General features: G+C 45.3%; 19 protein-coding genes. 8 read left to right on the forward strand and 11 right to left on the reverse strand.

Annotated elements, in window-relative coordinates; all coding sequences use genetic code 11:
- Nucleotides 1-342 precede the first annotated feature (342 nt).
- On the reverse strand, nucleotides 343-675 hold the full coding sequence (locus tag DKW60_RS03350) for a hypothetical protein (RefSeq protein ID WP_109836242.1): 333 nt from the start codon (nucleotides 673-675) through the stop codon (nucleotides 343-345).
- A 360-nt stretch (nucleotides 676-1035) separates the two neighbouring features.
- Here DKW60_RS03350 and DKW60_RS03355 point away from each other — a divergent pair, with 360 nt between their 5' ends.
- Nucleotides 1036-2808: an N-acetylglutaminylglutamine amidotransferase gene (locus DKW60_RS03355; RefSeq protein WP_109836243.1), complete on the forward strand. Its 1773-nt coding sequence runs from the start codon at nucleotides 1036-1038 to the stop codon at nucleotides 2806-2808.
- Between the two features lie 130 nt (nucleotides 2809-2938).
- Here the strand turns inward: DKW60_RS03355 and DKW60_RS03360 are convergent, their stop codons facing one another.
- The 3 genes from DKW60_RS03360 to queG form a co-directional block, all read right to left on the reverse strand.
- A complete protein-coding gene (locus DKW60_RS03360; RefSeq protein WP_181389569.1) occupies nucleotides 2939-3919 on the reverse strand; it encodes an FHA domain-containing protein in 981 nt (326 codons plus the stop codon).
- Nucleotides 3907-5163 carry a S1 family peptidase gene (locus tag DKW60_RS03365; RefSeq protein ID WP_109836245.1) on the reverse strand — a complete coding sequence of 419 codons (1257 nt, stop codon included), beginning with the start codon at nucleotides 5161-5163 and terminating at the stop codon, nucleotides 3907-3909. The genes DKW60_RS03360 and DKW60_RS03365 overlap by 13 nt, the downstream gene beginning before the upstream one ends.
- Before the next feature lie 126 nt (nucleotides 5164-5289).
- Complete coding sequence (gene queG, locus DKW60_RS03370; protein ID WP_109836246.1) at nucleotides 5290-6366, reverse strand: tRNA epoxyqueuosine(34) reductase QueG; 1077 nt, start codon at nucleotides 6364-6366, stop codon at nucleotides 5290-5292.
- Nucleotides 6367-6411: 45 nt separating this feature from the next.
- Here queG and tsaE point away from each other — a divergent pair, with 45 nt between their 5' ends.
- From tsaE to DKW60_RS03400, 6 genes are all read left to right on the forward strand, one after another.
- Nucleotides 6412-6888 (forward strand): tRNA (adenosine(37)-N6)-threonylcarbamoyltransferase complex ATPase subunit type 1 TsaE, encoded by a 477-nt coding sequence (tsaE, locus tag DKW60_RS03375; protein ID WP_281271813.1) that lies wholly within the window; start codon nucleotides 6412-6414, stop codon nucleotides 6886-6888.
- Nucleotides 6889-6994: 106 nt separating this feature from the next.
- Nucleotides 6995-8242, forward strand: a complete 1248-nt coding sequence (locus tag DKW60_RS03380; RefSeq protein WP_109836247.1) for an N-acetylmuramoyl-L-alanine amidase — start codon at nucleotides 6995-6997, stop codon at nucleotides 8240-8242.
- A 202-nt stretch (nucleotides 8243-8444) separates the two neighbouring features.
- On the forward strand, nucleotides 8445-10382 hold the full coding sequence (locus tag DKW60_RS03385; RefSeq protein WP_109836248.1) for an Ig-like domain-containing protein: 1938 nt from the start codon (nucleotides 8445-8447) through the stop codon (nucleotides 10380-10382).
- Nucleotides 10383-10523: 141 nt separating this feature from the next.
- On the forward strand, nucleotides 10524-12569 hold the full coding sequence (locus DKW60_RS03390; RefSeq protein ID WP_109836249.1) for a M3 family metallopeptidase: 2046 nt from the start codon (nucleotides 10524-10526) through the stop codon (nucleotides 12567-12569).
- Nucleotides 12566-13345 carry an exodeoxyribonuclease III gene (gene xth, locus DKW60_RS03395; RefSeq protein ID WP_109836250.1) on the forward strand — a complete coding sequence of 260 codons (780 nt, stop codon included), beginning with the start codon at nucleotides 12566-12568 and terminating at the stop codon, nucleotides 13343-13345. Before DKW60_RS03390 ends, xth begins: the two co-directional genes overlap by 4 nt.
- Before the next feature lie 163 nt (nucleotides 13346-13508).
- Nucleotides 13509-13760 carry a hypothetical protein gene (locus DKW60_RS03400; RefSeq protein ID WP_109836251.1) on the forward strand — a complete coding sequence of 84 codons (252 nt, stop codon included), beginning with the start codon at nucleotides 13509-13511 and terminating at the stop codon, nucleotides 13758-13760.
- Between the two features lie 63 nt (nucleotides 13761-13823).
- Here DKW60_RS03400 and soxA read toward each other — a convergent pair whose 3' ends face one another.
- The 5 genes from soxA to DKW60_RS03425 all read right to left on the reverse strand — a co-directional run bounded on the left by soxA (nucleotide 13824) and on the right by DKW60_RS03425 (nucleotide 17436).
- Nucleotides 13824-14669: a sulfur oxidation c-type cytochrome SoxA gene (gene soxA / locus DKW60_RS03405; RefSeq protein WP_109836252.1), complete on the reverse strand. Its 846-nt coding sequence runs from the start codon at nucleotides 14667-14669 to the stop codon at nucleotides 13824-13826.
- A gap of 31 nt (nucleotides 14670-14700) precedes the next feature.
- A complete protein-coding gene (gene soxZ / locus DKW60_RS03410) occupies nucleotides 14701-15015 on the reverse strand; it encodes a thiosulfate oxidation carrier complex protein SoxZ (RefSeq protein ID WP_109836253.1) in 315 nt (104 codons plus the stop codon).
- Nucleotides 15016-15026: 11 nt separating this feature from the next.
- The gene (soxY, locus tag DKW60_RS03415) at nucleotides 15027-15497 is read right to left on the reverse strand and encodes a thiosulfate oxidation carrier protein SoxY (RefSeq protein ID WP_109836254.1); all 471 of its coding nucleotides are present in this window, start codon (nucleotides 15495-15497) and stop codon (nucleotides 15027-15029) included.
- 26 nt (nucleotides 15498-15523) lie between these two features.
- A complete protein-coding gene (gene soxX, locus DKW60_RS03420; protein WP_109836255.1) occupies nucleotides 15524-15880 on the reverse strand; it encodes a sulfur oxidation c-type cytochrome SoxX in 357 nt (118 codons plus the stop codon).
- A gap of 167 nt (nucleotides 15881-16047) precedes the next feature.
- Nucleotides 16048-17436 carry a M48 family metalloprotease gene (locus tag DKW60_RS03425; RefSeq protein ID WP_181389570.1) on the reverse strand — a complete coding sequence of 463 codons (1389 nt, stop codon included), beginning with the start codon at nucleotides 17434-17436 and terminating at the stop codon, nucleotides 16048-16050.
- Nucleotides 17437-17588: 152 nt separating this feature from the next.
- Here DKW60_RS03425 and DKW60_RS03430 point away from each other — a divergent pair, with 152 nt between their 5' ends.
- The gene (locus DKW60_RS03430) at nucleotides 17589-17915 is read left to right on the forward strand and encodes a rhodanese-like domain-containing protein (protein ID WP_109836257.1); all 327 of its coding nucleotides are present in this window, start codon (nucleotides 17589-17591) and stop codon (nucleotides 17913-17915) included.
- Between the two features lie 2 nt (nucleotides 17916-17917).
- On the opposite strand, the gene DKW60_RS03435 is transcribed toward DKW60_RS03430, so the two are convergent.
- Together DKW60_RS03435 and DKW60_RS03440 are read right to left on the reverse strand one after the other, a co-directional pair.
- Nucleotides 17918-23563, reverse strand: coding sequence for a translocation/assembly module TamB domain-containing protein (locus DKW60_RS03435; RefSeq protein WP_109836258.1), 5646 nt, complete (start codon nucleotides 23561-23563; stop codon nucleotides 17918-17920).
- Nucleotides 23560-25317 (reverse strand): autotransporter assembly complex protein TamA, encoded by a 1758-nt coding sequence (locus DKW60_RS03440; RefSeq protein ID WP_109836259.1) that lies wholly within the window; start codon nucleotides 25315-25317, stop codon nucleotides 23560-23562. The genes DKW60_RS03435 and DKW60_RS03440 overlap by 4 nt, the downstream gene beginning before the upstream one ends.
- Nucleotides 25318-25339 lie beyond the last annotated feature (22 nt).

Here is a 25339-nt window from a genome sequence, read left to right on the forward strand (position 1 = left end):
CAATCCATGACTAGCTCAGTCTTTAACGATTTTTTAACTCAATGTTCTACGTTGCCGGATCTGTCTTTCCCCCTGACCGACCTGAGTAGAAGCCCCTACATTTAGTTAAGTAACGATCAACACGAATAACTTTGTATGTCGTCTTGGTAATATTATTTTTTTATAAAACACAGATTCAAGAAGTATTTTCCGACACGGAGTTCGCCGAAATTGTAATCTGCCGAATACTTAACCTTGACTGAGTATATGCTGAATTATTATTCAGGGAAAGTGCTTTTTGCTCAAAATAAAAAAGCCCGTCATGCGGCTAAACATGACGGGCTTGAGTTAGTGAATAGTGAACTATCGTGTCAACATAGTTAGTTCAGTGTTACCTTTACTGCAGTTAAAGGTAACGCGTTTTAGCTCGCCTTTGTACATAAAGCGTGCGTTATAGCAATTAGGATACATCGGCGAAGGCTTCGGTGTAATACGGGGGACAACACCCTTATAGCCTCTGCGAACTGCAACAGCAACCTGAGCTTTACTGACCTTTCCATTATGAGCAGCGATCTTAAAATCCTTGATACCGTGTGCTGCCGTTGATGACACTGCATAAGTGAAACCTGTCATATTAAGAGCAGCAGCTACAACCGTAGCAGTCGCTACAACTTTAACAGTCTTAAATATTTTCATTGAACTCTTCCTTATTAAATCGCCTTCTAAAACTTCCGAAAGCGGTGCATGTCGATGATCAACAAGCACGTTCCATTGGTTATGCATGGCTCGCGCATTCGCCATAAAGTTCCATCTAATGGCGTTAACGGACAAAATATATACATAAATACTTTATCTAGGATTGCAGTATAGACCAGCACTCCGCACAATGACAATACAATATTTCTATAAGTAACTGAATCTTAACCATTTATTACACCTATCAGGCTGATTCAGCTAGCTTATGGGCAAATTATCAACGCATAACTCTGTTCTAGCATATGCGCTTTATTCTGACATAATGGTTCTTTATTTTTAAAAAACTTAAGTGTATTCAATATGTGTGGAATTTGTGGTGAATATCGGCTAGACGGAAGCCATCCTCAGCTAAGCAATATACATTCAATGATGGATAAGCTGGAAAAGCGGGGTCCGGATAGCTCAGGAAGCTACTCAGACGGCCCTCTCGCTTTTGGACATCGCCGCCTGTCGATTCTGGATCTCACAGAGAAAGGCAACCAACCCATGGTCGACTCACACCTGGGTCTGGCGCTGGTTTTCAACGGCACTATCTACAACCATCCTGAACTGCGCGAGCAATTAACAGCACGAGGTCACCGCTTCTTCTCAACCGGTGACACTGAAGTTATCCTTAAAGCTTACGCAGAGTGGGGAAAAGACTGTGTAAAGCGATTCCTGGGTATGTTCGCAATCGCCATTTGGGATCTTAAGAAAAAAACCTTGTTCATGGCACGTGATCGCATGGGCATAAAACCGCTCTACTACAGTTTTGGCAAGCAAGGAATTCGCTTCGCTTCAACCATGCCTGCACTACTGGATACACCTGATATCGACACGAGCCTTGATCCTGCAGCACTGCATAATCTCTTTACCTTACACGCAGTTGTTCCGGCGCCACGTACTATTCTAAACGGGGTAAGAAAACTGCAGCCAGCCCATAGCCTGACGATTCATGAAAATGGCGAGCACACACTGGAACGCTATTGGGAGCTTGACGCTACACGGCCTGAAACGGATAAGAGCGAGGATGAATGGATTGAAGAAATCCATGAAGCATTACGTGTAGCGGTTAGACGCCGTAATAATATTTCTGATGTCCCGGTTGGTGTACTCCTTTCCGGCGGCCTTGATTCAAGCTTGCTAGTCGGATTACTGGACGAAATAGGCATAGAAGATATCCGCACATTCACCATTGGTTTTGATGACCAACCGGAAGAAAAAGGGAGCGAATATGAATACTCAGACGCAGTCGTTGAGCGATTCAATACCAATCACCACAAGTTCCATATACCCAATGAGCAAACGCTAACACGCCTACCTGAAGCAATCGCGAATATGTCTGAGCCGATGTTCGGACAGGATGCTATTGGCTTTTACTTGCTGTCTGAACAAGTCTCGAAGCATGTAAAGGTTGTTCAGTCAGGACAAGGGGCTGATGAAGTATTCGGCGGCTATTTCTGGTATCCACAAATGCACGACGCTAAAGGCTCTGCACTGGAACGCTTCAGCCCATACTATTTTGACCGTGACCATAATGAAATGGCTGACATGCTGACACCTCAGTATATCAGCCGTGACTTCACGTCAGAACTCATGAAAGATCTATTAGAAGCCCCTAAGGCCGATGAATTTATTGATTCGGTGTTACGCGCAGATACCACCACCTTGATCGTAGATGATCCTGTAAAACGGGTAGATAACATGACGATGGCATGGGGATTAGAAGCCCGAGTTCCCTTTCTTGATCATGAATTAGTTGAGTTAGCCGCCAGAATGCCTCCAGAGCTTAAGTTAAGAGATGGTGGAAAATATGCACTGAAAAAGATCTCTCGCGGGGTAGTTCCCGACAGTGTGATTGACCGTCCGAAAGGTTACTTCCCAGTACCGGCACTAAAGTTTGTTCGCGGTGAGTTTCTTGAGTTTATGCAAGATACTCTGCACTCGCAGGCGTGTCGTGAACGTGGTTTATACCAGAGTAGTTATGTCGAGAAGTTGCTTGCTCAACCGGATAAATACCTAACGCGCATTCAAGGTAGCAAAATTTGGCATCTTACGTTACTTGAGCATTGGCTACAGACGCACAATATTTGAGTGATCTTCAACCGACTAAAAACGGGGCTCAAAGCTCCGTTTTTTTATGCGAATTAACCATTGAAATTGCTATACGATAAATCATTGGCGCAGACAATATACCTGCCAACGAGGCATATTCTGAATGGCATCAATACTGATCACGTGCCTGTTCCAACAGCTTCTCAACTTTCTCATTAAGCACACTTTCTGACTGCTCAAGGAAGTCACTCACTTCCATTGTTTTTTTCAAACGAATATCCAGCGAACTTAAGCTTTTATTGTAATTTGGCATCGGCGTGAAACCACTGCGGTTGGACATCTGATCAACCATATCAGAGATAAAAAAGGCAGTGACAGGCATAGTAACTAACACAGCGATACCAATAGCAGAAATAACGCGTATGTAGTGGACACGTGTCAGATATAAGATGAGCAATATAGGGAGTAATAAAAACTCAGTAGAATGCTTGAGTATTGTGGATGGCCAATCGGTCGTTAACAAATAATCTAAGAACTGACCGATATATTCAAATACTAACGGTAATAACAAAAATAACGAGGCAATACTCAATGCAGGAACAAATGCCCAGCGGTGCGCTGAGAGTCTACTCACACTCGCAATCAGTAACGCAAGAGCAAGCATCAACAACATTGCGGGAAGCACTTTACTGAGATACATCAAAGAATCTTGCGACACTGGTGTGCTGATGTATTTTCCGGCAGCAATGGCTATCGCGGTGATGATAACAAAGAAACCCGCCCAATAAGGATTACTCAGAAAGGAGAACCAACCGTTACTGGCAGACTTTATACGGGTAGGCGCCACTTCTGCAGTTGGCGACAATATTCGTCCTTTGAAGTCCCCCAACCTGACTTCTGCCGGGATACTTAAACTCTGAGGACTCTCTGACAACGGCACGTCATTCAGCTTGGTACCATTTTCTGAGGATAAGTTTTGAATTTCAAAGCCATCTTCAAGTCGGTCAATCTTCAGATGTGTGGGTGACACGGTGACATCTGAAATAATGACATCACTGTCAAACCCTCTTCCAATAATGACCGGAAATTTTTCTAATTTATGATAAGACTTAACACCACGTTGCGTTGTTTCGAGAATTAGTTTTTCCACTGAAATGACTCCACCATTTTCTTGAACAAGCCATAGGCCGCCTTGTGGTTCGTTCCCGTCACATCAAGATTAAACACTCCCCCTTCTGCAGGATGCCCAACGAGCACGGTACTAAACAGCATGTCGCTGAGTCCTTTGTATTTCAGGTAATCGCGACGACACACCGTGGTTTTAAAGTCTTGCCCGGCTGTCTTGGTAAAGCCGGTATGGCACGCAAAATTCGTCACATCAGACTTATCAACATCGCTCTCGATGAAGCTACTATTCATCTTCTCGTAGCGCGTGTAGAACCTTGCCGGAATCAATTTTTCCGTATCCATCCAGACATATTCGTAATTGATCATCCCCAGAGATAAGTTCTTAGACAGATAGGTATTCTTTTGATTAGAGCATTGCGTGAGAAAGGACCGGAATAAATCATCTTTTTTAGGCACACGGCTTAAGTCCCAGCAACGCATGGATTTATCCAACTCTGCAGGTACCAAAAACTTGCCAATTTGTGTGGTTCCCCAGTCATTGCCAGACAGTCGTTCAATGGTTCGCTCTGAGTTTGCGATTAACTGCTCTGAGATACGTGCAAAACGATCTTTTACGGGCAAAAAGTCATTGTCAGCCAAACGATCCAAAATCACAGAAAGATATTTAGCAGGCACTAAGAAACCGAGTGCATTACCTTGGGTGGCAACATTCACACCAATGACCTTGCCAGACTCATCCAGTGCAGGGCCACCACTCATGCCACCATTCAAGTTACCGGAGAACAGGATATTTCCGTCCTGATCCTGCGTCATAATGCCATTATTGGTACCGGTAACGATGGAGAACCCCAAGTCCAGCGGATTACCCAATGAATACAAGCGGGCCCCTTTTTCCGGAACAGCAGAAATCTCCAACGGCTTGCCCATTGGTTTCGTGCTTTTGACGACGGCCAGATCATGTATCACGTCAAGATCTAATAACTCTAATGGACCTGTTTCTCCATCGGTCGACAGATATTCCAGTTTGAATACATCTGAGCCATTCACATATTCACTGACTACGTGATAATTGGTCGCGAGAATATTGTCTTGTTGAACCACAAAACCGGAGCCAATAGCGACTTTCTTACCGGTTTCATTGTTTATCACTCTGATTTGATAGACAGATGATTCCACTTCCTCATAAATACTCGAGGTATCTGTGAGCGCCACAGCAACCTGAGTCACACTACTGAATAATACCAGTAGCAATATATACCTTATCATTCCGTGAATATCTCCTTTATTCTCATGAGCCTGAAAGACCGTTTGTCCGTCGCTATCCTAGCCAAACGTACACAGATTCACCAGTAATCCGAAGTAATTCACGAATATTACGGTCATTAGGTAATTTTAATCAAGTTTTTCAACATGTTGCCGGATTGCCCAGTTTATGTGCTCTACAACCATTTCACTAGCATTTGGCTGCTGAGACTCAAGTGCTTTAACGATATTTGGGTGATAAGGCGCATTGCCGAGTGCGATTGCTATGTTACGTTGCCAACGGTCAAATTGGATTCGTCGGATCGGTGAGCCTTGCATTTTTTCCAAAAATTCAGCCTCTGACCATGAAAACAGCACCAGTAATTGTTCACTATCCAAACCATTTCTCACTTGATAATCGTTCTCCACCGTTTCCTGAGCAAAGCGATTCCATGGACAGATCAATTGGCAGTCATCACAGCCATAAATTCGGTTACCCATTGCCTTACGGAATTCTATGGGAATAGCACCTTTTAGTTCGATGGTGAGGTATGAGATACAACGTCTCGCATCTACATCATAGGGCGCGACAATCGCTTGAGTCGGACAGACATCGAGGCAAGCCGTACAACTGCCGCAATGCTCTTGTACTGAACCGGTTTCAGGCAATTCAAGATCCGTATAAATCTCCCCCAAAAAGAACCAGGAACCCGCATCGCGATTGAGGATATTACTGTGTTTACCAACCCAACCCAGACCTGCTTTTACAGCTATTGGCTTCTCAAGAACGGGGGCACTGTCAACAAACACCCGATAACCAAACTCTCCAATCTCGTGTTGGATTTTATTGGCTAAACGCTGAAGACGCTTTTTTAATACTTTGTGATAGTCACGACCAAGTGCATAACGGGAGATGTAGCCGAGCTCGGGATGATTCAGAACCATTTCTGCATCAGCGCTTTGCGGTGGCAGATAGTCCATTCGTACACTAATAATACTGCGTGTGTTGGGTTCTAATAAGTCAGGACGACTTCGTTTCAGACCGTGTGAGGACATCCACGTCATTTCGCCATGGTGCTGTTGATCAATCCAGTTCCACAGCTGTGATTCGGCATCGCTCAAATCAACATTACTCACACCAAGTTGTTGAAAACCAAGTTCATGCCCCCACTCTTCAAGTTGCCTGACAAAGGCCGCTTGCGCTTGGTGTGACGTGAATTTAGCCATGCAAATCTCGAACCCATTAAAATTTCGCGCTAGTATGAAGCATCAATGTCCAGATACCAAGCCATGAACAATTCCAATACACACAAAATTGAACCTCCTTGTACGCTTCATATCACTGATGAGCAGGCAATGATGGAACTTGGCGGCCAGATTGCTTGTCTGTTAGCGCGAGGTGGTGTGGTGTTATTGCACGGAAATCTTGGTGCGGGCAAGACTACGCTGGTGAGAGGGCTGCTTCGATCGTTGGGTTTTGAAGGAACGGTTAAGAGTCCGACCTATACTCTGGTTGAGCCTTACCATGTGGCCGGACGGGATATATACCATTTCGATTTGTATCGGTTGGCTGACCCTGAAGAGCTGGAATACCTAGGTGTTCGTGACTATTTTCGAGATGATACACTCTGCCTCATCGAGTGGCCACAACAAGCCGATGGTTTTTTACCCAAAGCAGATCTGGAAGTTACCCTATTGCATGATGGAAGTGCCAGAATTGCCCAATTAAAAACACCGCATAATCATTAACAAACAAAGACTTATAGTTTTTTTATAAAATCTACTTGATATTAGTAAGCTAATCCGTTTATCTTATATAGCGTAGATCAGGCAATACAAATTAAGAGCGTTCCAAATGGAAGTAAACAATCAGAAAAGAAGGGACTTCGTTCTGAAACTGGCGAAGTTAGCAGGAGCATTAAGTGCTGTTGTTTATGCGCCTCAAGTCATTGCAAAGAACGGCAGTGCGCTTATTAAATCAATCGCCATTAATAGTGGCAGAAATCAACAACGAGTCGTGATTGAACTCGATAGCTCTATTGAGCACAAGCTCTTCACACTCAGTGCACCCGAGCGTATTGTCCTTGACCTTAAAAAAGCACGCACGGCCGGAACAATCAAATTAAATCCAAACCGCCCTAAAACTCTTATCAGCAAGCTGCGTTACGCAACACGTAATGAGAACGATCTGCGTATTGTGTTGGATATGGCTCACAAGACGAAGGCAACCACTAAGCTGACTAAGGCTAACGGTAAATATCGCCTTGAAGTTATTTTGGTGGATAACGGTGCTAAAGCAGCTGTAGTGGCAGCAAAGCCTGCTCAAAAGAGAGTAACCAGCAGCAAAGCGGTTGGACGATCTCGTCGCAAGTTTGTGGTTGCTATCGACCCGGGACATGGCGGACATGACTCTGGTGCTGTTGGTAAGAACGGTACCTATGAGAAAGACGTTGTCCTCCAGATTGCCCGTCGTCTGAAAAAGCGTGTGGACTCTACTAAAGGTATGGAAGCGTTTTTGACACGAGACAGTGATAAGTACCTGACACTTCGTAAACGCATTGAAAAAGCACGTGCAAACAACGCAGATTTATTTATCTCAGTTCATGCGGATGCCAATAAAAACAATTCTGTCAGAGGCTCATCGGTATACATCTTGTCTGAAAAAGGCGCATCGAGTGAGATGGCTTACTGGCTGGCGAAAAACGAAAATGAAACAGACGTTCGCATGGCGGGTGCTACGCTGGACACGGACAACCGCGTCTTATCGCAGGTACTTTTAGATCTCACACAATCAGCAGCCATTGACGACAGTCTCGGTTTGGCTCAGGAAGTACTTTCAGAGCTGGGTTCGGTAAATCGTCTTGCCCGTAAAGGTGTTGAAAGTGCCAATTTTGGTGTGCTTCGCTCACCTGATATTCCTTCCATGCTAGTCGAGACTGCTTTTATCTCCAATCCACAGGAAGAGAAAAAACTGAGAACCGCAAAGTACCAAAACCAATTGGCAGAAGCGGTTTACCGTGGCATTCGTCGCTACAAAGTAGCACTAGAGCAACGCGACCCACGCTATGCTGACCTGAATGCTGATGAAGTATCAATGAGCTAGAATTTATACCCTGAAAGTTAAAGCTTCGATGTGACTTGGCCGCGGTTATCGCGGCTCTTTTTTGCCTGATAATTTCTACCTCTAATCTGTTGCTAAACCACTTATCCAGCCAATCTGTGCCAGATGTCTGCTTCGGTGATATAGTTTTTGAAACATTATAAACATATCCCCGATAACAATAATAAAGATAAGGGTTAGACTTATGTCCCTGACACAAACAACACTCAAATTAGCACTCCCGCTCGCGATATCTTTGGCGCTAGCGGCCTGCGGCGGTTCAGACACAAGCAACAATAGTCATGGCATTGGGTTTGGCTCAAGCACAGACACGACCACAGAAGAAACGACGACCGACACATCAGCTGATGATACAACGACCGATGATTCAACGACTGATGACACGACCACTGACGATGCCAGCGCTCAGCCTGAAGTTGCTTCACTCATCGTTTATGCCAGCTCACGCACATTGTTGAGTGATGCTGATGCCGATGACAGTACAGAAGGTTCTGAACCTGTCACTATTTATATGATGGCGAAGGATTCGAATAACATTGCATTAAGCGGTGTGACCTTTAGTCCATCTGTCGATAATGACGCCACCCTATTCCCCGGTACTGTTAGTGAAGATGGCATACTCACAACCTGGCGCTTAGTGCCGGGTGAGCCACGTAATCAGACAGTTAATGTGAGTGTAACCACCGGCGATATTACCGAAACACTAAGTATCGATGTTACGGGCACTAGCATTCAAATTGACGGTGCTGAAAGTATTTCGATGGACAAGCCAACCACATACACCGTTAAACTTAAGGATGCAGCAGGTAATGGCCTGCCACTCGAAGTTGTTACTATCAGCTCAGACCTGATCAACCAAACACTAACAACAGACAGTGAAGGTGAAGCCCAATTTGAGCTTCAACCAAGTACAGGTGGTTCATACTCGATTCAAGCGGATGCACTAGGCTCAACGACTCACAAGACAATTAATGTTTCTCCAAATGCGTTTAATCTCAACGCATCCATTGATGAGATACCCGTGAATACCAGACAAACCATCGTATTATCCTGGACTGCAGACGGTGTGCCTCAGGTTGGCAAAACAATTCACCTGAGTGCTACTCGCGGCAGTATTACAGTCGGTGGCGTCAGCAGTGGACAAGTAGTCACAGATTCAAATGGTAATGCCAGCTTTGAAATAGAATCACCAACAGCGGGCGGAACCGTTGTCACAGCGACCGACAACACCACTTACTTAACGACAAGCCTGCCTTTGGAATATGTTGCGACCGAACCGCATTATATGAATATTCAGGCAGATCCATCGCTGATCGCATCGCTAGGAACAAGCACGATTCAAGCTCAGGTCCGGGATATCAATGATAACCCTGTAAAGAACCAAGTTGTTGTCTTTAATTTGAATGATACGGTAGACGGAACGCTGAGTAGCTCTAAAGCAGAGACCGACTCATCAGGTCAGGCAAGTGTGGTTTATACAGCCGGTAAAACAACCAGTGCTAAAGATGGTGTTGTTATCACGTCACATATTGAAGGTTCTTCAACTATTACCGACACAACTAGCCTGACAGTTGGCGGTAAAGCGACACGCATTGTCTTTGGTCATGATGAAGTTCTTGCAGAGAACCCACCATTCTATACCAAGGCTCTGGGGGTTATCGTCACTGATAATGCCGGAAATCCTGTCTCGGGTAAGCAAGTAGACTTTACGGTTAAACCAACACAGTACTCAAAGGGTGTGCTTTATTTTGACGGAGTTGCCTGGAATAAAAACAGTGACGACCCTGTCTGCCCTTCAGAAGATTTAGATGATGATGGTCAACTGGATGTAGGAGAGGACTTTAACAACAGCGGCACACTTGAGCCGACTCACTCAACAACCATCACAGGCAGTGGTACAACTGATGAGGCCGGGCAGTTGATAGCCAACATTACCTACCCTCAGAACCATGCATGGTGGGAGACCGTTGAAATCACAGCGCAAGTATCTGTCAATGGTACAGAGTACATAGAAAAAATCGAAATGACGTTACACGCGCTGAATTCTGATATGACCAGTGAAGGTCAGCCACCAAACTATTACAGCCCATATGGTATCGGTGCCTGTAGCGCAGCGCCATAAGCTCAGCTTTATATTACAGATCAATCAAGCCTCCACACTCTGGAGGCTTTTTTCATGCTGTTCTGTAGGTTTTATCCCATGTCTGTTTAAAAAGCATTATCATTAGAACCACTAAATAACGACAGCGAATAACGCCTGCATATGAAAAATTATCTACTAGACACATCAACGCTTCCTGCTTTCAGTAAAATCTCTGCCAGTGATGTAGAACCAGCGCTGGACCTTTGCTTAAAGGAAAATCGTGAACTGCTGAAGAACCTTATAGCCGACACAACAAGCCCAACATGGGAGAACTTCATTCAACCCTTGGAAAAGGCTGAAAACCGCCTCAGTCGCATCTGGTCTCCGGTAAGTCATATGAATGCGGTCGTGAATACTCCAGAGTTGCGGGATGCTTACAACAACTGCCTCCCAAAGCTGAGTGAGTACAGTTCTGAAATGGGCCAGAATAAAGACTTCTTTAAAGCCATGCAGTCGATTCAGGACCGACAGGATGAGCTTAGCTTAAATAACGCTCAACGTAAGAACCTGAATGATGCGCTGCTAGACTTTAAACGTTCTGGCATCGATCTGGACGAAGAGAATCAGGCACGCTTTAAGGAAATCAATCAAACACTATCGCAATTGTCTTCGAAGTTCTCTGATAATGTTTTAGATGCGACAACAGACTGGACATTGCAAATTAGCGATATCGACGCACTAAAAGGCATGCCTGAAAGTGCGCTAAACGCTGCCGCGCAGAGTGCTAAACAACGTGATATGGATGGTTGGCTGCTAACACTGGAATTCCCGTCTTTTCATGCTGTTATGACGTATGCGGATGATAGAGCGCTCCGTGAAAAGGTCTACACTGCCTTTACCACACGCGCCTCTGACCAAGCTGACAATACCAGTTTTGATAACAGTCAAACGATGGCTGAGATTCTCAAACTACGTCAGGAAGAAGCTCAGTTATTAGGTTTCAAACATTACGCCGACTACTCAGTTGATGTAAAGATGGCGGAGTCTCCGCAGCAAATTATTACATTCCTTGAGGAGCTAGCAGAAAAATCGCATCCACACGCAGTCCGTGAGTTCGCGGAGCTAACTGAGTTTGCAAAAGCAGAGCTAGGTATTAGCGAGTTAAAAGCATGGGATGTCGGCTATGCCAGTGACAAATTAAAACAAAAACTATTCAACTTCAGTAGCGAGGACCTTAAACCCTATTTTCCGGCAGATCATGTACTGAAAGGTCTCTTTGAACTTGTCGAATCGCTTTACAACATTAAGATTAAGCAAAAAACCGACTTCGACACCTGGCATCCTGATGTGCGGTTTTATGAAATTCTGAATAAAGACGGCGATGTACAAGCACAGTTCTATCTTGATCTCTATGCGCGTCAACACAAACGTGGCGGGGCATGGATGGCGGACTGCTGTGGCCGTTTCCGTAGCGATGAGGGTTTACAAATTCCGGTAGCCTTTATGACATGTAACTCTTCATCTCCGACTGGCGACAAACCAGCCTTATTTACACATGATGAAGTGATTACACTGTTCCATGAATTTGGACACGGCTTACATCACATGCTCACTGAAGTGGATTACTTAGGTATTTCCGGCATTAGCGGCGTGGAATGGGATGCGGTAGAGCTACCCAGTCAATTCATGGAAAACTGGTGCTGGCAACGTGAAGGTCTTGATTTAATCACTGCACACTACGAAACAGGTGAAAAAATGCCTGACGAGTTATTCGAAAAAATCAAAGCCGCACAACACTTTCAAAGTGCAATGGCAATGGTCAGACAACTTGAGTTTTCTCTATTTGATTTACGTATTCATATGGATACCTCCATTGAAACACCTGAGCAAATCCAACAAGTTCTTAATGATACGCGCCAGCAAGTTTCCGTGGTACCGGCACCAGAGTCAAACCGCTTTCAGAATGGTTTTACCCATATTTTTGCAGGTGGCTATGCTGCCGGATACTACAGCTACAAATGGGCAGAAGTATTATCCGCTGACGCCTTTGCACGTTTTGAAGAAGAAGGTTTATTCTCACCCGAAGTCGGTAATGACTTCCTTAGCCACGTTCTGCAACAAGGTGGCTCACGCCCTGCTATGGAATCGTTCGTGGCGTTCAGGGGCCGTGAGCCAAGCGTAGATGCTTTATTACGTCATAACGGCTTAACTGAGGATGCGGCATGAAGATTGCCAGTTGGAATGTTAACTCATTAAGAGTACGGCTCGGTCATGTTTTGCAATGGCTGGAGTCAGCCCAACCCGATATTCTAGTCCTTCAGGAAACCAAGATGACGGATGATCAGTTCCCGGCAGAAGAGATTAGAGCTGCTGGATATGACGTCGTTTATAGCGGGCAGAAGACATATAACGGCGTAGCTATACTCAGTAAAGTTGCTGCTGAAAATGTATTGTTTGATCTACCGGGCCTTGAAGATCCGCAACGACGCATCGTTGCTGCACAGATTGGAGATATTCAGGTACTCGACCTGTATGTTGTTAACGGGTCTGAGGTAGGTTCTGAAAAGTTTGCCTACAAACTGGATTGGTTAGAAAAAGTTACCGCATGGGTTGAGTCTCAGCTGGATAAACATAAAAAGTTCATTATTCTTGGTGATTTCAATATCGCGCCAACCGATCGTGATGTGCACAACCCAAAGTCATGGCATGAGAAAATTCTTTGCTCTACCCCTGAACGAAATGCGTTGAAAAAACTACTTGATCTTGGCTTTGTTGACTCTTTTAGAATGTTTGAGCAAGACGATGAGATCTGGAGCTGGTGGGACTATCGAAGCGGTGGTCTGGAAAACAATAAAGGCTTACGCATTGATCTGATTCTGTCAAGCTACTTGCTCGCTGAACAATGTACGGCTTGCTATGTTGATAAAGTTCCGCGTACCTGGGAACGGCCTTCTGATCACGCACCAGTGGTTGCGGAATATAGAAATATTTCGTTGTCATAAAACTTACCGCAAGTCTAATTTAGTACGATTATTGGCCAGTTTCATTGCTAACGATTTTGCACCATGTTAAAGCATGGTATAAAGCAGTTATCTCAGTGGCAATAAATATCTGGTATGCGCCCGTTATTGCTAGTGAGGATTTGGGCACCCGGGGGGATACACCATGAAACAACTAAGGCCATTACTTTTCGCGGCTCTCGTAACTGTCAGCACGTCTACATATGCTAAGAGCGACTTTTACTATAGCCAAGGGTTAGACATCGACTTTGCGCTCGCAGAGGATAATGAAACGATGAAAACGACGCTTGAGCGTCTTATAAATCGTTTGTATAAATTCATTAACCCGTCTGAAGAAGATGGAGTCTTCATCAATTTTGATTACTACACAGATATGGGAAGAGATGTAGACGAGTAAATTGACCACCCACAAAAAAACCCGGTACTAGCCGGGTTTTTTTGTGCCTGTCATATGCACTGTTTACTTACGTGCACCGGGGCCATTAAATGCCAATCCGTTTGACATGAACGTTTGGAAATACTCCAAAGCTTTGTACTCATCACTTTGAGCTTTAAAGCCCTTAGCACGAATATTCTCATTACAACCAGCATATCGACGGTGTAATGTACCCATGTTGCCCCACTTAGAACGATACACGGGGAAATGGGTTGGATGACCTAATGCCGGACTTAATGTCTCAGAGCGTGCCATACGACCAGAATAATAAACGTGGCAATCTGCACACGCCATATTCAACTGACCGCGTTTAGCATAAAAGAACGTCTTTCCTTTCTCATACCATGCAATCTCTTTCTCAGACTCAGGTAATTTCACATTGACAGGAGCATCACGTCCTTCATAAGCGATATAAGAAGACAAGTCTGCAATCGCTCCTTTCTTCCAGCCAAACGGCTTTTCACCATTTGCGGTACGACATTTATTAATATCGTCTTCTAAGGTAGCAATAGTGTCATTCTCAGCGTCATAATGTGGATATTTGGCACGAACAGCCGTGACATCTTCGCCGAAACAGTCAGCATATGTCTTACCATTTGTGAATGCTGTATTCCAAAGCTCTTCACCACGCTCAACGGCAATCTCATAAGGAGGGAAATCTTCGATTTCTTCCCATTGCTTACGCGATTCCGGGTGAATGGAGTAAATGCCATTCTTATAATCTGAAAACTCAGTATCTTTAAAACGCTTCTTAAAAAATTCCTGAAACGACTTCTGGTCTTCCATCGGTGAAGCATTTGCAGCTGAACTCAATAGTGTTCCTGCTCCAAACGTAAGCAATGCAATTGCTGTAATTACATGTTTTTTCATAAACAACCTCCTCAGTGTCTATTACAGGCGATTACTTTACCTTCTTCTCAGCATCACCTTTATTACCCTGATTATCTGTCCATGATAGCTTAACAGCATCACCGGACGCACCTGCATAATCAAATGAGATGTAAGGATCTTTTGAAACTGCCCCACCCCAATTTGCTGTCATAACTACTTTATCATTCGCAGTCACGACCACTTCATTAATGTAATGAGCAGGTATTTTGTCGCCATTTTTGTCTTTAGTCAGGCCTGTCAACATCGGATGTGAGATCAGCGCCTTCACATTGACGATACCCTTTTTCTCTTTAACCTTCAGACGTGTTTTATACTTACTAGCCATTTCAATCTCCTTTAACCGCCACAACCGCCCAGTGTTACTTTAACTGACCGCTTACCACTGTAATACTTATCACCCACTTTAGCGATACCAATTACATCTGAGGTTTTACCCATCTTGAAACGACACTTAACGAGTGCATTGGAGCCTTCACCCATTGTGAACTTTGCCGCATAAGGTGTTGGGTTCTCAGCAATCAGAATGGTGATTTCTTCAGTGCCTTCAATATCCGAAGCAACACCGATGGGAACAACCGCACCGTTTTCAGCTATCTCAGGTGCCGTTATAGCAATCTTGTCGCTTTCTTCAACGCCTGAGATACCTGCCGCCTTAAGTGCATCATCAAAACTTGAGGCCTGGAATGGGTCAGCTTTTTCAGCATGTGAATCCGCAACCGCTACCCCTGGTGCTACCAGAGCGGTGCCTAAGGCAGTACCGGTTGCGCTAGCGACTAAGGTGTTTTTCAAAAACGTTCTACGCTTCATTCTTGTCATCCTTTAATCAATTTAACTTATAGAGTGTGAATATACGCCACGACTTTATCAATTTCGTCGTCCGTCAAAATACCGTGCGCACCGAACGGAGGCATTATCGTATTAGGGTTCATTTCACGAGAGTCTGCAATTTGTGCTCTTAGTTTCGCCACATCCGGGAAGCGAGCTTTCATTGCGATAAGAGGGGGGCCAATATTACCGGGCATTTCACCGCCCATAATCATGTGGCAAGCCAGGCAATTACCTTTCTTCGTATCGAAGGAAATTTTCTTTCCTTCTTCTATCATCTTAGCATCATCCGCAACAGCAGCCATTGGCACTAACAAGACACCAAATACAGCAGCTACAGACAACATACGTCGTATGTTAAGCATTATGTTGTTTCCTCCAGTTCGTTATTTTTATGGACTGTCGTAGTATACAGAATATGTACGCCAGTCTTCAAAAATACCCACTTTAGAATAGCGGATTTGATACCACCATCAATATATCCCGTGCGAGGTATGATAGAGCTAAGACGCCATTAATTTAAGTATAACTACTATTTTTTAAAGCGTTTTGCCCGATAAATGGCTTGCTGCATTTGCTGCCTTTCGTAAGGAGTATTGTTCTGAACTTTTAACGCCTGATCCAATTGGATCAAAGCATGACGGTACTCTCCGATGCGTATATTCCGTTCAGCAATAGATAAATAAGCCTGCCCTAACTTACCGGCAAGCTGTGCAATTTCTTGCCTGGACTCCAGGAACTCAAGACTGGTTTGCTCAGTTAACGGAATTCTACCCATGACTTGCCAGGCTTCTGCCGTGCGTTTTAAACCAATCAGAGCATCCGCATATGGCAGAATAAGGCTCTCCTCCGCAGGATAGCGCTGCACTAAAGGCTGTAGAATCTGTAAAGCTTTCTGATACTGCCTTAGCTGCACATAACTCTTCGCAAGTAATGATGCTTCAGGAACTTGCTGAGTATTCGCAGCTAACAGACGAGTAGCTTGAGTAGCATTTCCTTGCTGGAAAGCCTGCATAGCCTGCCCATAACGCCTGACCATTGTCGTTGGCTTGCCACCTGATGTAGCAGATCGGGTCAATACCCTCAGTTTTTCCTGCATATAGGCATAACTGATATTTTCTTTTCCCTGATATTTACCATAACGTAACGCTAGCTGGCCCACATCATTTACACGCTGAGATGATAAAGGATGACTTGTTAAATACTGGCTGATGTCAGCGTAACGAGGATCCACACCATCATTTAGTTTACGCAAAAAGCGAGTCATTCCGTTCGGATCAAAGCGCGCGTTGGCTAAGATTCTCAAGCCCTCGCGGTCAGCCTCTGTTTCAGCGGAGCGACTAAATGATAAGCCACGATGAGCGTCCACTGCTAACGCTGATGCAACAATTGCCTGCCCAGCAGCTGGATCTTTTGACCCGACTAACAATCCGGCAACCACCGCAGCGGTATTTCCAAAAACATTCCGCTCACTGTTGGCAATCATGCGCTCTATATGTTGTTGTGTTATGTGAGCAACCTCATGTGCCATGACCGCAGCCAACTCACTTTCCGAGCTTGATCGCAAAATCAGCCCTGAGTTAATCACAATAAGACCACCCTGAGTAGCATACGCGTTAACATCATTATCTTTGACAATCACAAAATAGAACGGTCGATTGGCATAGCTGGTTTGTGCTTGCAGCTTGCGCCCCAATCCACGAATCCATGCGTTTAATTCAGGATCTTCCACAGTGGTTGAGCGCCGCCTGACGCTACGTAAGCGCTTCAAACCAACACTACTGAAATTAACCGGCATACTCTGGACCGCACTACCACCATTGACGGTGGTTAGAGTATCCGGTATCTCCAGATTAAGTTCGGCTTGCACGCCTATAAAAAGTCCAAGGCAAGCTGTCGCAATAAGCGTTTTAATGTTCAAAGCATGAAACCTCGTTTGTGTCATACAATGTTAAGTTAATACATTCCTTAGCACTAGCGCATTAATCTTTAGTAAACCTTAGCCATAAGGGCTGTTGACTAGCCCAATACCCAGCGATAACATCTCAGCCAATCATTTAACAGGTAAACAGCATGTCCATGATCGAAGAAATCGATGCCCCAGAGTTATACAACCGACTGGCAAGCGATGAGAAAATCCGGCTGATTGATGTTCGTTCAGATATGGAATACAAGCAAGGCATTATCGAAGGTGGCGAGTTTATGCCTCTTCATACCGTACCACTCAATATTGACGACATTTCAAATGATGTGACCAATATTATTTACTGCCGCAGTGGTCAGCGTTCTGCTCAGGCTTGCATGTTTTTAGAGCAACAAGCGGGCATTAAAGCAATCAATTTACGTGGCGGCATTATCTCATGGGGACAATCAGGCCTCCCCATTGTTCGTCCCGCTTAACCTCAGTCTTTTTCGTATTCGTATATCAGATCCAGACTCTGCTCCTCACCGACCTGAGCTTCAATATTAAGATACTTGTTAATCTTGTAGTCCACCGCAATGCGATGAGCAGAGTCAAATAGTCCGACCAGATAACGCACATAAAGTTTTGAGCCTAGCTTCTTTCCGAGCTGCAACTCACTCTCTCTGAAGTCTTCCTGCGTCACAATACTTAGATCATCCAAACCCAGTGACTTACCAAGTCGCGAAATCAACCCTTCACTTCCGTCAATGCCTAAGCCGCGAACTGCCTGCATCAGTAAGGCAGTTTCACGTCCTGTTGCTGAGGTCAGGCTTTGACCTGTGATTAGGTAACTTAGTGCCTCTGTTTCCTGCATCACAGGATCAGAGAAAATAGAGGACTTGAGCTTTTGCATTGTGCCAGTAAGGTGAATTCCCACCTCACCACTATCAACCTCGCGGATCGCACGTACATCAACACCCACATTTTTAGGTGGCCCGTTGAAGACTAATCGGCCATTATCAATTTTAAGGTCTTGTCCATACGCTTCATAACGCCCCTCAAGAATGTACATGGACCCGTTAGTCACAATAGTATTTCGACTATTCGTAACACGAACACCACCCACTAGTCGTGTACGGAAACCAAATCCTTTAAACCGAACATTATTACCCAGCCTCACCTGAATGTTAGGCTGCAGACGAACGGCAGTGATCGATTCACCCGGCGCTCTTTCACCAATAACTATCACATCCTCAGACTCATCAATACTGAACTCAGGCAAATCTTTGAGGTTGATATCAGCTGTGGGGATGTCAATAGTTCCGCGAATAACCACTGCTTGCGGATTAGCATCGATTTGTAGGTTCGGACTCATATAGGCTGTTGCCTCATGAGTGTCGACAAACTTGATATTGTCACCTGTCAGACTAAGCTTAGCCGTCCAGTTTTTCACATCATTGATCGACAAACTTCCGTTAGCTTTGATAACCCCGCCACCAGAGTTGATACTACCAACAATCGTTGCCTGATTCGCTTGATTCGCCTGAATGCTGAGGTTGATGTCTGACAGCTCTGTACCCACTTGCGGTAATCGCAAATAACCATCAGACATAGAAATTTGTCCTGTTACGCGAGGCTTGGAGACGATACCAGCAAAGCTAACCTTCCCGACAACCTTACCCCTCAAGCCCCGACTATACGGAACATAAGGCTGTGCCCAATAGATATTAGGGATATCTACTTCTGCTACCCCGTTTATACTCGGCTCACCGTTCTCTCTCAGGACAATTTGCGCCCGTGCACTCATATCACCCTTGCCTTTAAAGGTGAGGTTACTATCTACATTAATTCGGTCGCCATCGATCGTGGTATTCAAGATACCTTGCTCGTACGCAAATGCCTTTTTATCGCCGGAAGCTGTTTCAATCACAAAGTAGCTATTGGGCAGACTGAGATTCACATTCCCCGCCAGCTTTCCGCCATTCTGACTCAGCTTATAAGTGCCATTCACTTGTCCCGGAAAAGCAAAGTCTTCAGAAACATAGGGCTCCAACAAAGCCAGAGGAACCGATACCAACTTCCCTTCGACGTTAATACGATGGGATGCTGCACTAGCGCCAAGAACAATGTTGGCATTACCATCGATAACACCACCATCTTTGAGCGCAATACGCGTATCAGCCACTATGGATTTACCATTAACCGTTGCGTTGAGCTGGCTGGTTTCATACTCGAAAGTCTGCGTTTCTCCGTCACCCGTATCGATCGTAAAACTACTGGCGGGTAGCGTCAGTTGCAGTTTACCTTGCTGTCCTCCTGTCTGACTGAGCTGATAGCTACCTTGAGCTACTCCTTTAAACGTCATCGGCACGGGAAGATATGGCTGAGCGAGTGACAGTGGAAACGCATCGAAACTGCCCTCACCTTCAAAGGCAAACAAGTTATTCGCTTGCGATAAATCCAGACGGCCCTTGGTACTGAATGACCCACCATCCATCAATGCGAACTTAATATCCGTTGCAACTTTATCGCCGTCAATATCAGCGATAACTTCAGCGCTACGGTACCGGTAAGACTGCGCTGGATTAGTACCGTCGTCATAGCTTAATGAGCTGGCTGGCAGTGTGAGTTTGACCTTGCCTTTTAGTTTGCCATTTTGTTCAACATCATATTCACCATTAATTCGACCGTTTAACACTAACCCTTCTGGCAGATAGGCTTTGGCAAGCGCCATCGGCATATCCCTAACAGTACCTTGCGCAGTAAATATGGGGTCTTTATCAAATGAAGATATATCAGCACTCGACTTGGTGTTCAGGATACCACCATCGCTAAGTTCTAAGCCCACATCAGCCAGTAATTTATCACCCTGAACCGTTGCCTGAACCTGAGCCGTTCGATACTGATAACGTTGCTCTGCAGCGCCCTCCTCTTTGTATGAGAAGCGTCCACCATTACTGATTAGATTGACTCGCCCTACAGGCTCACCAGCTTGTTGACTAACGCTGTATTCACCGCTAATCAAGCCATCAACATCAATCTCTTTAGGCAGATAAGGTCGAAGTAATGCCAATGGCATAGACTCAATCTTACCCTCAGCATTCACCGCTTTCATCATATCCGGATTGCTGAGATCAACCGTGGCGCGGCCATTAAAACGACCACCGTCTTTTAAATCAAAATCGACATTTCCATCGATATTATCGCCCCGGATACTCCCCTGAATTTTTGCGGAGTTATAAGCATATTGCTGGGCTTGCTCACCACTGGGTTGATACTTAAAGAAGCCATTGCTAGCCAGTAGGTCCACCTCACCCACCGGCTGACCACCCTCTTGCTGAACCTTAAAATTACCACTCACCGTACCATCAAGATCAAATTCTTTTGGCAAATACGGCCGCACCATAGCAAGCGGGACTGCTTCAAGTTTCCCTTCCGCAGCGATGGATTTTGTTAGATCAGGATTGCTGAGGTCCACTGTGGCACTTGCATTCAAGCGACCACCATTTTTCAAATCAAGATCGACATTTCCATCGATATCATCGCCGCGAATATTGGCCTGAATTTTTGCGGCATTATAAGCGTATTGCTGGGCACGCTCGCCTTCAGGCTTGTAGTCAAAGAAGCCATTACTCGCGACTAAATCAACTTGCCCAACCGGTACGCCTGCATCCTGGCGGATATTAAACTCCCCACTGACCAAACCTCCCATATCGAACTCACTAGGAAGATAGGGGCGAGCGAGTGCGAGTGGCATTGATTTAACCTCACCTTCAGCCACGACTGACTTCATTATGTCAGGCTGCGATAAATCAACGGTCGCCCGTGCATCCAAGCTTCCACCTGTGACTAAGCTCAGTTGTGTATCTGCCTGAAGTTGATCGCCTTGCAAGGTTGCATCAACATTCACTTGATTAAATTGGTAGCGCTGTGGACCTGCTGTTTGGTCGGAATAGACAAAGTCCATATTGCGACTGTTTAGTAATAGTTTCCCGCTGCGGTCATCACCAATTTGCTTGGCGCTAAATGAACCACTAGCCAACCCGCTTAAGCCAATTTCGGGAGGCAAAAACTTTTGCCCCAAGGCAAGTGGGATCGACTTAAACTCGCCCTCAGCGTCAATCTGATGCTTCCCATCATCAGGCGATAGCTGTAGGTCAGCTTTGGCATTGATGAGTCCGTCACCTACCAGATTGAAACGAGTCTCGGCCTTAATATCATTGCCATTCACATCTGCCTTAAGGACTCCACCAGTGTAAGCAATACGCTGAGTTTTACCGTCCTGAGAGACATTCACTTCACCCGCACTAAAATTGAGCTCAGCTCGACCTTTGAGGTCAGGGTTAAGCGTGACGGCGTAGTCGCCACCGACGCGCCCATTAACAGTAATTCCGGCAGGAATTAATGGATTCAACACCTGAAGTGGTGCATTCACTAATTGACCTTGAGTACTAAAACCATCTTGCTGTGTATAGTTCAACGCGGAACACGCAGAGCCATCGGCACCTACTAAGCACAATTCATCCGCCACAACCCCTGCGGTTGATACCGTCACATTCGCAGGCTGTTTTAACGCCCACTGACCAAACGTGCGATCATTAATATTGACGTCCTGTAGTGTTCCGCTCCAACGTTGACCATCCCACTCACCATCAACCGCCGCACTGACTTTGGCCTGAGTATGGTCTGCTGTTATTGATAAGCTATGCTTATCAACATCCCCTTTTCCACTAAGGGTTGCATTGCGCACACGCTCACCATTGACCGTCAAACCTTGTAAACGACCGTCCACTTGGAATTGACCGTCAACTGTTTTAATTTCCAGATTTCCGGCGTTGAGTTTATTGCCCTGAAATGAGAGGCGAGTGGTATCTAGCTTTCCGTTGATAATCGGTAGATCCATTGTTCCGGTCAATGCGCCTCTGGCACTAACCCGACCTGCTAGTCCCGGTGCAATGCTGGATAAATCGTTTCCTCTGATATCCCAGTTCAGATCAAATGGCTCACTGCCTCTTCCGTCAACTTTGAGGACGTTATTAGAAGACTTGAACTCCAGTTGATCAAAGATCAACTCATCATTCAACATGGATACTTGCCCGCTTCCGGTCAGTGGGTATCCTCGTAAGGTGCCATTGAGCGATTCAATATCTAGTCCACCGCGCAATTTACCATTTTGCTCGCTGGCTTTCAGACTCAACTCTCCGGTGAGATCCGCTGGCCACTCCGGCACAAACTGAGCCGTTTTTAAATTACTGGCAATCAAGTCAAGATCAACTGATAAATTCGGAACCCACGCAATTTCACCATCCGCTTTCAGACTTCCACTATCTCCTCCCAGAGTCAAGACCTCGATATCCAGAAAATCAAAATCGCCCTTTGCCTCTAAACCAAAGCTTTGTGTGCCCAGTTCGGAGTGAAGAATGTCGCCGTCTGCATTCAGCACGTATGATTGCAGTAAGCCATCGGCGACTAGTGCACCTTTAATGTCACCAATATCAGGGTGCTGCCAATCAAATGATGCCTTAAGATTTATCTCATGCGGCGCTAGCATGTCCATAGTTGCTTCAGAGATCGTGAGCGAAATGGCATTCGGCTCCATCTGCATGTCGGCTGACACGTCTTTAAGTAACAACTTATCGTCGGTTACCGCAGTGCCATCCAGCACGACATCATCTAACTGAAAAAGGTTTTCATCCTGCTCCTTAACGATAAACTGCGCTAGTTTGCCGGACTCAATCAATAAGTTAACCGGAGATGTGCCAAAGTCGCCAATATCAACCAACTCACCACGCTTACGTGGATTGTCAGTTGCAGCAAGGTCGATGATGAGTGACTCAACAGAGAGCGCTTCGATTGGCAATAAATTAGTACTGAAATCAGGCCGTCCAGGCTCAAGGCTGATTTTGTTAAGTGTTGTTACGTCACCAGAGCGCCACTCTACTTTATCCACATCAATGCGGCTCAGCAAACTCCCGCTGACTCCCTCAATGGTTAACTCTTTAACAAAAGTATTAGCCGCCCACGCTCCTAACAATGGCCCCAAAGGAGTTAGCACCAGCGCGAGCAAGGTGAGGAGTAAGAAAAGAATTATTATCTGAATCCAGACCAGAGGCGAAAACAGATAATCGCTAACAGGCGTCTTCACAAATCAGGACCAACACTTAAATGAAAAGTAGCGTCCCCAAACTTACCGTCAGGAAAGCCAATATCGACCCGCACCGGGCCGATTGGTGATCGATAACGGATGCCACCACCGACACCGTATTGCAGGTCCATATTTCCCCAATCATCGAAAGCATCACCTGCATCAAGGAATACAGCGGCACTCCACTCATCTTTTATCGGGTGCTCATACTCAACCGAGCCTACCAGCAGATTTTTACCACCGATAATAGAACCAGCACTATTCTCTTCACCGATCGACTCATAATCATACCCACGAACACTCGCGCCACCACCAGCGAAGAAACGTAGCTTCTTAGGTAAATCTTCAAGACTACCTGCGTTTGTCACTCCCACATCCAAGCGATTAACCAAACGACCTTTTCCAACAGGGAAAATATACTTTGTATTTACTTCAAGCTGAGCAACACTCTGATCACTGAGTAGATTATCAACTGCACCCTGCCCCTTAAGCTTGATATTCCAACCAGAAGTTGCAAAGTTTTCATTGTTCGTTTGAGTTTTGGAAAGACGCCCACCGACTAACGTCAAGATTGAATTATCTGGCTCACCACCGTCAGCTGTCGTGCGATCAATCAAGGTATTAATAAATAAGCCTTGCTCCCAGCCCGAATCCACCTTTCGGGTGTAATCCGCACCAAACTCAAAAGACATACTATCGACATCATTTGAAGTGTCATATGTCCAGTCTATGATATAAGCCAGATTGTCGTAGTCCGGATTCTCTCTTGGCTCAATCAGCTCAAATTTAACCTCTGACAACGTCTGCGCCCATTGGGCAGAGGCTTCGATTTTTCGTCCTTTATCTCCGGTCCATCGTCGTTGTAATTCGGCCCTAACACGTGGCCCCGTGTCGGTACCATAACCAACCTTATAGCGATATCTGTCTCGTTTCGCCCGTGTAAGTTTGATAGTTACTGGTATTTGTTGGTTCTTGGCATTTTTAATATCAACATTGACTTCAACCAGTGAGTAATACCCACTGCGCTGAAATGACTGCTGCTGATCAATCACGCGCTCAGTACTGAACGGTGTACCCGGTTTTATTTTGATAAAACGTGTAATCAGATCATCACCCAGCACATCTTGCTCAACAGTGATATCGCCAAAGGTGTATCGAGGCCCCGTGTTCAGAACCAAATTTACACGAGCCTGATAAGCCACTGGGTCTACTGTGACTGTTTTTTGCTCATAAACAGCATCAAGATAGCCGAGTGTTTCGGCTGTTTCAGTTAATTGGGTTTTAAAATCATCGTATAACTGATGATTCAGAATATCGCCTTGCTGATAAGGAGGTGATTGCATCACTTGGCGGAAGCGAGTCTCATTAGAACCCTGGCCTTTAACTTCAATAAATTGACTCACTACCCTAACTGGCTGTCCCGGATCAATCCCCAGTGTCATTTCCCAGCAATTGTTGACCTCCTTACCACCGGACGTAAATTCAGCATCATAATAGCCCAGTGCTCGCGCACCTTTACGCAAACTCGTTTTGAGAGATTGAAAGTAATCTGTCACCTCAGACTTAGCGGCATTACACTCAGGCTGACTCACCGGTAAATGCTTTTCAAGCGCTGCTTTTAGCTCACCACTTACGCCTGAAATGGTCAGTTTTGCTAGTGGTGCGTCATCTGCCGCGGACACACTGATTGTGCTGGCACAATAAAGTAGCACACCTGTTATAAGACAACTGAGTGTCTGTTTAGATACTGCCATTAGGTTCAACCCCTTAATCTAC

The sequence above is a fragment of the Leucothrix pacifica genome, from assembly GCF_003172875.1.
In the GTDB taxonomy this organism is placed as follows: domain Bacteria; phylum Pseudomonadota; class Gammaproteobacteria; order Thiotrichales; family Thiotrichaceae; genus Leucothrix; species Leucothrix pacifica.

Coding starts and splice junctions, on each gene's coding strand:
- DKW60_RS03355 (WP_109836243.1), top strand. CDS start 1,036: ATGTGTGGAATTTGTGGTGAATATCGGCTAGACGGAAGCCATCCTCAG.
- DKW60_RS03430 (WP_109836257.1), top strand. CDS start 17,589: ATGTCCATGATCGAAGAAATCGATGCCCCAGAGTTATACAACCGACTG.
- DKW60_RS03350 (WP_109836242.1), bottom strand. CDS start 675: ATGAAAATATTTAAGACTGTTAAAGTTGTAGCGACTGCTACGGTTGTA.
- queG (WP_109836246.1), bottom strand. CDS start 6,366: ATGGCTAAATTCACGTCACACCAAGCGCAAGCGGCCTTTGTCAGGCAA.
- DKW60_RS03380 (WP_109836247.1), top strand. CDS start 6,995: ATGGAAGTAAACAATCAGAAAAGAAGGGACTTCGTTCTGAAACTGGCG.
- DKW60_RS03365 (WP_109836245.1), bottom strand. CDS start 5,163: ATGATAAGGTATATATTGCTACTGGTATTATTCAGTAGTGTGACTCAG.
- soxZ (WP_109836253.1), bottom strand. CDS start 15,015: ATGGCTAGTAAGTATAAAACACGTCTGAAGGTTAAAGAGAAAAAGGGT.
- DKW60_RS03390 (WP_109836249.1), top strand. CDS start 10,524: ATGAAAAATTATCTACTAGACACATCAACGCTTCCTGCTTTCAGTAAA.
- soxY (WP_109836254.1), bottom strand. CDS start 15,497: ATGAAGCGTAGAACGTTTTTGAAAAACACCTTAGTCGCTAGCGCAACC.
- DKW60_RS03400 (WP_109836251.1), top strand. CDS start 13,509: ATGAAACAACTAAGGCCATTACTTTTCGCGGCTCTCGTAACTGTCAGC.
- xth (WP_109836250.1), top strand. CDS start 12,566: ATGAAGATTGCCAGTTGGAATGTTAACTCATTAAGAGTACGGCTCGGT.
- DKW60_RS03440 (WP_109836259.1), bottom strand. CDS start 25,317: ATGGCAGTATCTAAACAGACACTCAGTTGTCTTATAACAGGTGTGCTA.
- DKW60_RS03385 (WP_109836248.1), top strand. CDS start 8,445: ATGTCCCTGACACAAACAACACTCAAATTAGCACTCCCGCTCGCGATA.
- soxX (WP_109836255.1), bottom strand. CDS start 15,880: ATGCTTAACATACGACGTATGTTGTCTGTAGCTGCTGTATTTGGTGTC.
- tsaE (WP_281271813.1), top strand. CDS start 6,412: ATGTCCAGATACCAAGCCATGAACAATTCCAATACACACAAAATTGAA.
- soxA (WP_109836252.1), bottom strand. CDS start 14,669: ATGAAAAAACATGTAATTACAGCAATTGCATTGCTTACGTTTGGAGCA.